This window comes from Syntrophorhabdaceae bacterium (assembly GCA_028713955.1).
In the GTDB taxonomy this organism is placed as follows: Bacteria; Desulfobacterota; Syntrophorhabdia; order Syntrophorhabdales; family Syntrophorhabdaceae; genus UBA5609.
This window is the reverse complement of the sequence record JAQTNJ010000147.1, coordinates 1-7,830: the sequence shown is the minus strand read 5'-3', so window position 1 is coordinate 7,830 and position 7,830 is coordinate 1. Positions and strand designations below refer to the sequence as shown.

7 protein-coding genes are annotated in these 7,830 nt (G+C 49.7%); all 7 read right to left on the bottom strand.

Annotated elements, in window-relative coordinates:
- Positions 1–261: 261 nt before the first annotated feature.
- A complete protein-coding gene (locus tag PHU49_11845) occupies positions 262–705 on the bottom strand; it encodes a PaaI family thioesterase (GenBank protein ID MDD5244698.1) in 444 nt (147 codons plus the stop codon).
- Between the two features lie 190 nt (positions 706–895).
- A complete protein-coding gene (locus PHU49_11840; protein ID MDD5244697.1) occupies positions 896–2,932 on the bottom strand; it encodes an FAD-dependent oxidoreductase in 2,037 nt (678 codons plus the stop codon).
- 19 nt (positions 2,933–2,951) lie between these two features.
- The gene (locus tag PHU49_11835; GenBank protein MDD5244696.1) at positions 2,952–4,259 is read right to left on the bottom strand and encodes a TRAP transporter large permease subunit; all 1,308 of its coding nucleotides are present in this window, start codon (positions 4,257–4,259) and stop codon (positions 2,952–2,954) included.
- Between the two features lie 41 nt (positions 4,260–4,300).
- Complete coding sequence (locus PHU49_11830) at positions 4,301–4,804, bottom strand: TRAP transporter small permease subunit (protein ID MDD5244695.1); 504 nt, start codon at positions 4,802–4,804, stop codon at positions 4,301–4,303.
- Positions 4,805–4,879: 75 nt separating this feature from the next.
- On the bottom strand, positions 4,880–5,662 hold the full coding sequence (gene dctP / locus PHU49_11825) for a TRAP transporter substrate-binding protein DctP (GenBank protein MDD5244694.1): 783 nt from the start codon (positions 5,660–5,662) through the stop codon (positions 4,880–4,882).
- Positions 5,663–5,830: 168 nt separating this feature from the next.
- On the bottom strand, positions 5,831–6,304 hold the full coding sequence (locus tag PHU49_11820; protein MDD5244693.1) for a universal stress protein: 474 nt from the start codon (positions 6,302–6,304) through the stop codon (positions 5,831–5,833).
- A 119-nt stretch (positions 6,305–6,423) separates the two neighbouring features.
- A partial coding sequence (locus PHU49_11815) for an AMP-binding protein (GenBank protein ID MDD5244692.1) occupies positions 6,424–7,830 on the bottom strand: 1,407 nt, incomplete at its 5' end.

Genomic DNA, 7,830 nt, shown 5'->3' with positions numbered 1-7,830 from the left:
ATCAAGGCGACGGGGGCGGATATCGTGGTAACGGCATGTCCGGGCTGCATGATAAACCTTATTGACAATGTGTTGCAGAACAAGATGCCCCAGAAGGTGTACCATCTGCTGGAGCTTGTTGAGTAGTAGGGTTCAGGTTTAAGTAATATCTGGATTAGTGTGCCGGTTTCGGAGGAACTAAAGATCTTCCGGAACCGGCACTGTTATAAGCTGCCCTCCAAACGAGGAAGCGACACGATCCAGTCTGCGGCAATCGCAGATTCAGGTAGTTTCCTCTTCCAGAAAGGATAACTTTTGATCTTTCCGGTAAACGACGGCCTGGCAGGCAGCTATCTTCCGATCTCCAGCGTCATTTTTCTCAACTACCTCTATGGCATAGGTTGCAATGCGCTTGCTCCTGCTTTCTTCCTTAGCTTCGACGACAAGAAGGGAATTAATCGCAGGAGACGCAAGGAAGGTAACATTGAGGTTTAAGGCCACGGCAACCGTGCCATGAGAGTTTGATGCGGCGCTGAAGGCTTCATCGATAAGAGAAAAGATCGCCCCTCCGTGAACCAGGCCGACGAAGTTTGTCATTTTTTCTGAATACCTTGTTTCCATTACCGCATAACCGGGACCAATGTCCCGCAGCCTGATGCCCATGTGATTGGCATAAGGCTCATTTTTTATTTCTTTCCTCAGCGACTCAAATATATCCTTCGTCATAGATTTACCTCCCGTAATCCTCGATCTGGTGTCTCCCTCTTCAGGTGGTAGTTCCTTTGCCATTTCCGCCACTCTCGCATGCTCGATATTATTACGACCTCTGTTCGCTTGTCAATTATTACAGCTTGAAATGGAGCAAAATTTTAGCAGAAGGCGCCAGGAAAGACCTTCATGGGTTAAAATTACCGGTCTAAATCCTTACTGCTTCATTATAGGCAGATTGGATGGCGGTCATGGCATTTCCTATTCTATGGCAATCTCCTATGGTGTAAACCTCACGGATCTGATCTTTTAAGGCCTCGGCAAGATCATTGTCCAATGTTTCACCGACACTGATGATGACGGTATCGGCATCAAGGAGGAAGATGATGCCCGCTTTTTCAAGAAGGATACCCCGGTCATTGATCTCCTTTACCCTGGCGTCGCTGCAAACCCGAATATTGGCCCGAAAGAATCGTTTCAGCAGATATCCTCGAGACGTAAAACCCATGCCGGGTACCACAGCGTTTCTCTCTGTAACGATATTCACGAGTTTGCCTTGCGATGCGAGGTATTCAGCGGTATCAACGGCAGCATATCCGGCCCGGCAGGCATAGGAGCAGGTAGAATGCATATCCGTCAAATCACCGTCTATAGGAGCTATAGTGGCCTTACAGGAGAAAGAACAATGGTGGCTGCATGTCCAGATAACAATCCTGTTCCCTGCCTGTACCCGACCACTCATGACATCTTCAGCGGAGACCACATTGGGTCCTTTTGCCCCCTGGATCTTTTTCGGAATTACCGGTCTGGTGCCGACAGCGATAAAGGCCGCATCGGGTTTTTCCTTCTTCATAGATTCGGCAGTCGCCTCCGTCTCCAGAAAAATCTTTACGCCTGCCATGGGAAGTGTCCGCTCATAATATGAAAAGAGGCGCTCTACCTCCATCTTTGAAGGAGATGCGGCAGCCAGTCGATATGCCCCGCCGAGACGATTTCCTTTCTCGTAGAGGGTCACATCGTGGCCTCTTTTGGCTGCAACCAGGGCTGCTTCACATCCAGCAGGGCCCCCTCCGGCCACGAGCACCTTTTTCTTTTTTGAAGTTTTCCCCAAATCGTCGATAGGTACCTCATCCATCCGGCCGGCAGCGGGGTTTACAAGACAGGTGGTTGGGGAAAGCATCCACAGGATATCGAAACATCCCTGGGCGCACCAGATACAGGGCAATATCTCCCCTGCCCGTCCTTCCAGCAGTTTATTGCCGTAATCAGGGTCCGTAATATAAGGCCTTCCGATACAGACAAAATCCGCCTGTCCGCCGGCAACAATCTTTTCCACCATATCTTCGTCAATTCTTTTGGCAATCATCACAGGGATGTTGACAGTCTTCTTGATCCCCTCAGCCATGTAGACCCAGGAGCCGCGAGGTGAAGCCATGGTCTGGTCATGGAGGGGGTGATCCGACTCCCTGAGCCCGGCAGAAATGTTGATACAATCTGCACCGGCCTTTTCGAGGGCAACCGATATCATTCTGGAATCAATGGCTGTAACTCCTCCGGACGGAGCGTAGTCATCCCCGTTAATGCGGCAAAGGACGGGATAGTCCTGGCCGCATTGCAGTTTTATCTCCTGAACAATCTCACATGAGAACCTGATCCCACCCTCCAGTCCACCATATTCGTCCGTTCTCGTATTAAGTGCAGGGGAAAGAAAGGCGCTCACGAGGTATCCGTGGGCACAGTGGACCTCCACGGCATCGAAGCCTGCCCTCTTGACCCTCAACGCCGCTTCGCCGAAGCGCCTGATGATATTTTTACATTCGTAGAGGGTCAGTGCACGTGGTTGGTCGTACAGTAGTTGAGTGCTGGCAGCCCCGGAGCAGGAAACTGGCTGGGAACCGCTGATAGCTATGCTCGTCTGCCTTCCGGCATGCATGATCTGAAAGGCGATCTTCGTTCCATGTCGATGGACCTCGTCCGCCAACCTTTTTAACGTAGGAATATATTTGTCATCTGAGACAGCGCTGTTGAGAATATTTCTGGCGCCCGGATAATCAATAGCAGCACCCTCCAGGATCAACAAGCCGGCTCCGCCTTTGGCCCTCAGGCCATAGTAATGTACGGCTTGATCTGTAAAATGGCCCTGGAAGGTATAATTGGTGCACATGGCGGGTATGACCAGCCTGTTCTTCAACTCCATTGTTCCTATCTTGCCGGGCCTTGTTAATGATGTTGGCTTTGTACTCATTACTTCTTCTCTTGCCGGCTCACATGTATTGAGGGAGCCAGGTCACAATGCTGGGGAAGAGAATGAACAGGGCTAATCCTATAAAGGTTATAAAGAGATATGGCAGAGATGAACGATAAACATCCATCATGGTTGTCCCCTTCGGGGCATTGCCCTTCATAATAAAAAGAAGCAGCCCAAAGGGAGGGGTGAGAAGGCCCAGGGAGATACTGACGAGCATCAATAGTCCCATCCATATGGGATCAAAACCCAGGGCGGCAGTGATAGGCATGAATATGGGAACAGCGATCATGATCATGGCGATCTGGTCGAGGAAGCATCCCATGATGATCAAAAGGGCCTGCATAATGGCAACAATGACAATAGGGGGAACGGATAAATTGGTGACTAATTCAACAATGCCCCTTACAATGCCCGTGAAACTCAAGAGCTGGCTGAAGGCAACGGAACCACCGACAATCATAAGGATCATTGTGGAGATAGCAAGGGCGCCGGTAGCAGATTTAATTATCATCTGCATGGTCAATTTTCTATAACAGGCTGCCAGGATAAAACTGGTGAGTGCACCCAGGGCAGATGCCTCTGTTGGAGTTGCTACACCGGTAAAAATACTCCCGAGAACAGAAAGCACAATCGCCGCCAATGGTACTACATAGATCAGGAAGTCTTTGCCGAGGCTCGATTGGGAGGTTATCACCTCCCCCATGGGAGCCAGGGACGGATTGCGCACACAGGAAATAATGATATAAGAGAGATAAAGCCCGGCCAGAATGAATCCGGGGATAAAACCGGCGAGCAGGAGCTTTCCCACCGATATGCCTCCCTGAGCGCCAAGGATAACGGCAAGGGTGCTGGGCGGGATGATGACGGCGAGCATGCCGCCCGCCATGATGGGCCCCATGGAGAGCGACTTGGAATAGCCCCGCCTCTCCATATCGGGTACCAACAGGGAGCCGAGCATGGCACAGGCTCCCAGGGCCGAACCGCTGAGCGTTGCAAAGATGGCGCCTGCACTGACGGCAACGACACTCAACCTCCCGGGGAGACGGACCATCATCCTCTCTAAAACATCAAGGGCACGGCTGGCCATTCCTGAACGGAAGATGGCCTCCCCCATGATGGTGAACAAAACGACAGGGCATAACGTGAATACGCCGATCGAATCAAACATGCTCCTGACCAGTGCATCGATACCTGCCAGACCACCCATAAAAAGCAGGATGCCCACGGCATCGACGATTAAGAAGGCAACGAATACGGGGAGCCCGGACAAGAGGGTAATAAATAATATACTCCCGATGATCAGCAGCAGAAATTGCCATTCCATGAAACCCTCCTATATTTGGTATAAAGACAACCCAAATAAATCTATTTCTTGTTTGCCTCTCTAAAGTAGCTGTAGGACAGCTTTACAGATTCAACGAAAAGAAAGAAAAAACCAACAGGGATGATGGCGCAGAGCATCCATTTGGGGAATGTGTAGACCTTCACCTGAAGCATCCCCGACGCATAATTTTCCCAGGTAACGACACCACTGAGGATCAACAGGAACAAGCTAATGGATGCTGTGATTATGTAGAGAATCCCTTCGACAATGGACCTGGTCCGGTGATCTTTTATCAAATCTAAGATGACGTCAATCCTTGTATGCCCCCGATTCTTCAAGAGCCACCCTGCGCTGAAGAAGGTGAGGACGATGAGGCTGTATTCTGCCACCTCTAAGGCCCACCCAACTACAAAAGGTGTGAACCTGATCAAGACCGATAACGAAACGTAGATGACCATTGCTACAACCAGAAATCCGCCTATGACAGCCAGACCGTCACGAACAAAATTATAGACATGTACCAAACCCGAGATTACTAGTTTCATTACTTTCCTCCATTGTAGGAAGAGCTAGGGGCCAAAGGGGGCTGTGATACATCAGCTCCCTTTGGCGGTCCATCATTATTTTTCTAACGCCTGCAGTTCCTTTACTCTCGGAGATTTCTGCAGCGCAGCCTTCCAGCCCTCCGTGTAGGCCATGTTGATATACCACTTTTCATCGGCCGGGGAGAACTTGATCTCTTTCATGCCCTTGGCCAATAAATCTTTTGTAATATCGGCCTGCCCCTTGATCTGGGCATCATAGGTCATATGCTCATATTCCATCATGGCTTTTGTCAGGACATCACGCTGAGCAGGATCAAGGGAATCCCATTTCTTCTTGTTCATCATCACGTATACATCCACTGTCCAGAAGGGAGGACCCCAGATATACTTGCAGACTTCCTGCCAACCCCAGGTTCTGATCTCGCGGCCTCCCCACCAGAAGCCGTCAACGGTACCTCTTTCGAGTGCCGTATAAACCTCACCGCCCGCCGTGTTGACTCCCGTGGCGCCCAGGGCTTTGATCAAAGGTACATAGATGGGAACAACGCCCGTGGTATATGCCCCGGCAGTGTACTCAATGTCAACGACACCTTTCTGGAGCGAAGCGGCTCCCTCAAAAGGATTGAAGACCTCGGGGCCGCCGACATACCGTGCTTTCAGATTTACGGCTTTCCCTTTTTCGTTGATCATGGAGATCAGTAACTGCAAACCCGGTGTGGAGGGGTCTGCTTTTTCGGGCCAGGCCGACCATATTTTCAGCTCTTCTGCTTTGGGGGCTGCGTTTACGAGATTTCCCATACCAAATACGATTAAAGCAACCAATACTGCGACTAGAAATACTGAAGATCTGTTTTTCATATTTTGTTCCTCCTTGTCTTTGAAACGTTTGGTTTGAAACATTTTCTGCAACCGAGCTACTTTTTAATCTGAAATGATCAACCCCTCCTTTCTAGCTCATGGAGAATTTTGTTTCCCCTGGCTCTCTTCCCCCCTCAGGATATCGCTTCTGAAAGCGATATCAAAATATTATCCCAGCTTGGTAACAATTTCCTTGAATCGCTCAGGAATAATGAGGATCGGGCACATTGCCTTTCTCATAACCTTTTCCGCTGTGCTTCCAACAATTGTTTTTGCCCAGCCTGTTTCTCCGTGTCGACCGAGGATAACTATGTCGCATTTTTTCTCATTAATAAAATCCAAAATTTCCAGATAGGGGGAACTAGCCATTTTAAATATAATTTCATAGTGGGGAACTTCTTTTAATCTATTCAGATAGGTTTCCTCAATCTTTTTGTTCATCTCCTGTTCTTTTTTTGCCCTTCCTGAAACTCCGTTTGTGTATTCAGGATAGGGGTTTATGTGCAGGATATAGAGGGTAGAATCCTTTCTTCGTTTCGCCACTTCAATAGCGAAATCCAGGGCAAAATCTGCATTGGCGGAAAAATCTGTACAAAAGAGGATACTTTTATAGATATCGTACATACTGTAGATACTATTCATTCCAATCTACCTCCCCCTTAATGAACTTGCTTTATGCCTTCAGCATAGCATGTATATAGCCACAAGAGCGAAAATGTTAAGCGGTACGTAACCATCGTTACGTACCGCTTTGTTGATTCTCACTGATGGTCACTCCACTTGCCATACTTCTCGCGGAGAAACCTGTGGAGGATCTTGCCCGCGCCAGACCTCGGCATTTCCGAATCCTTGATAAAGATGACGGTCTTCGGGACTTTGAAACCGGCGATCTTGCCCTTGCAGTGAGAAATGATCTCCTCCGGCGTGCATGTCTCTCCTTCGTGAAGAACGACTATTGCGCTTATCTGCTCGCCCCACTTCTCATGGGGTATGCCGATGACCGCAACGTCCCTTACCTTCGGATGACTGCCCACGATGTTCTCTACCTCGGACGGAAAGACGTTCTCGCCGCCGGTGATGATCATGTTTGCCTTGCGGTCAACGAGAAATATATAGCCATCCTCGTCTCTCTTGCCCAGGTCGCCGGACCCGAAGTATTCTCCCTTCATGGCTGCGGCAGTCTTTTCAGGTTCCTTCCAGTATCCCTCGAAGACCATCGGGCTTCTGGTATAGACCTCTCCGACCTCTCCAGGTTTGGTAACAAGGTTTCCCTCTTCATCATAAAGCCTGATCGCATCCGACCCGATCACCTCTATGCCGCAGGAGCCGAGCTTTGTGAGCTGCTCATCAGGTTTGAGGATGGTTGCTATACCTGATTCAGTACATCCGTAAGCCTCCCAGAGCCGTGCGTTCGGGAACATATCGAGGACGCCCAGTTTCGTGTCCCTCCTGGCAGGCATGGATGAGATGAGGGCCTTTTTAAAGGTCTTAAGGTCATATTTTTTCTTCACCTCATCGGGCAGCGCAAGCAGCATGATGTAGTGTGTAGGAACGAGCGAGGTAAAGGTGACGCCGTGGTCCGAGAAGGTCTTCAGGAGGTTCTCCGGGTCGAAGCTCACCATGTTGTAGCACATCACGGTGCCGCCGATCCACGTAAAAGCAAAGGAATAAAAGAGTGAGTTTACGTGACAGCAGGGCATGACCAGGAGAACGACATCAGTGAATTCGAACTGATGCTCATAAATCGAGATAAGATACTGCGAGAAAAGGTTCGCGTGGCTCTTCATGACGCCTTTTGCCTTTCCGGTCGTTCCGCCGGTGTACATGATGACCCAGGTATCGTCCGCCTCAACCGCAACGTCCGGCTCTTTGGGGCTCGCCTTTGCCATGGCATCTTCGTAGGGAATATAGCCGTCGTATTTTTCATTGCCTGCTGCAAAGGCGAAATACGCCGTTACGGTCGGCATGTTCTTCTTCATTCCGTTAACCATCTCGATCCATGGAAATTCCTTTCCATTTGAAGGGTCCTTCCCGCCCTGAACGATAAAGGCCTTTGCCTCACAGTGGTTGATGTTATATTCCATCTCCGAGGCTGACAACCTGAACATGATCGGCACGCAGATGAATCCTCCCTTTGCTGCCGCAGCGTAGATATCCATCCATTCAAC

Bases quoted from the DNA above. Each gene is read 5' to 3' on its own strand.
- PHU49_11845 (MDD5244698.1), bottom strand. From the start codon at position 705: ATGACGAAGGATATATTTGAGTCGCTGAGGAAAGAAATAAAAAATGAG.
- PHU49_11840 (MDD5244697.1), bottom strand. From the start codon at position 2,932: ATGAGTACAAAGCCAACATCATTAACAAGGCCCGGCAAGATAGGAACA.
- PHU49_11835 (MDD5244696.1), bottom strand. From the start codon at position 4,259: ATGGAATGGCAATTTCTGCTGCTGATCATCGGGAGTATATTATTTATT.
- PHU49_11830 (MDD5244695.1), bottom strand. From the start codon at position 4,804: ATGAAACTAGTAATCTCGGGTTTGGTACATGTCTATAATTTTGTTCGT.
- dctP (MDD5244694.1), bottom strand. From the start codon at position 5,662: ATGAAAAACAGATCTTCAGTATTTCTAGTCGCAGTATTGGTTGCTTTA.
- PHU49_11820 (MDD5244693.1), bottom strand. From the start codon at position 6,304: ATGAATAGTATCTACAGTATGTACGATATCTATAAAAGTATCCTCTTT.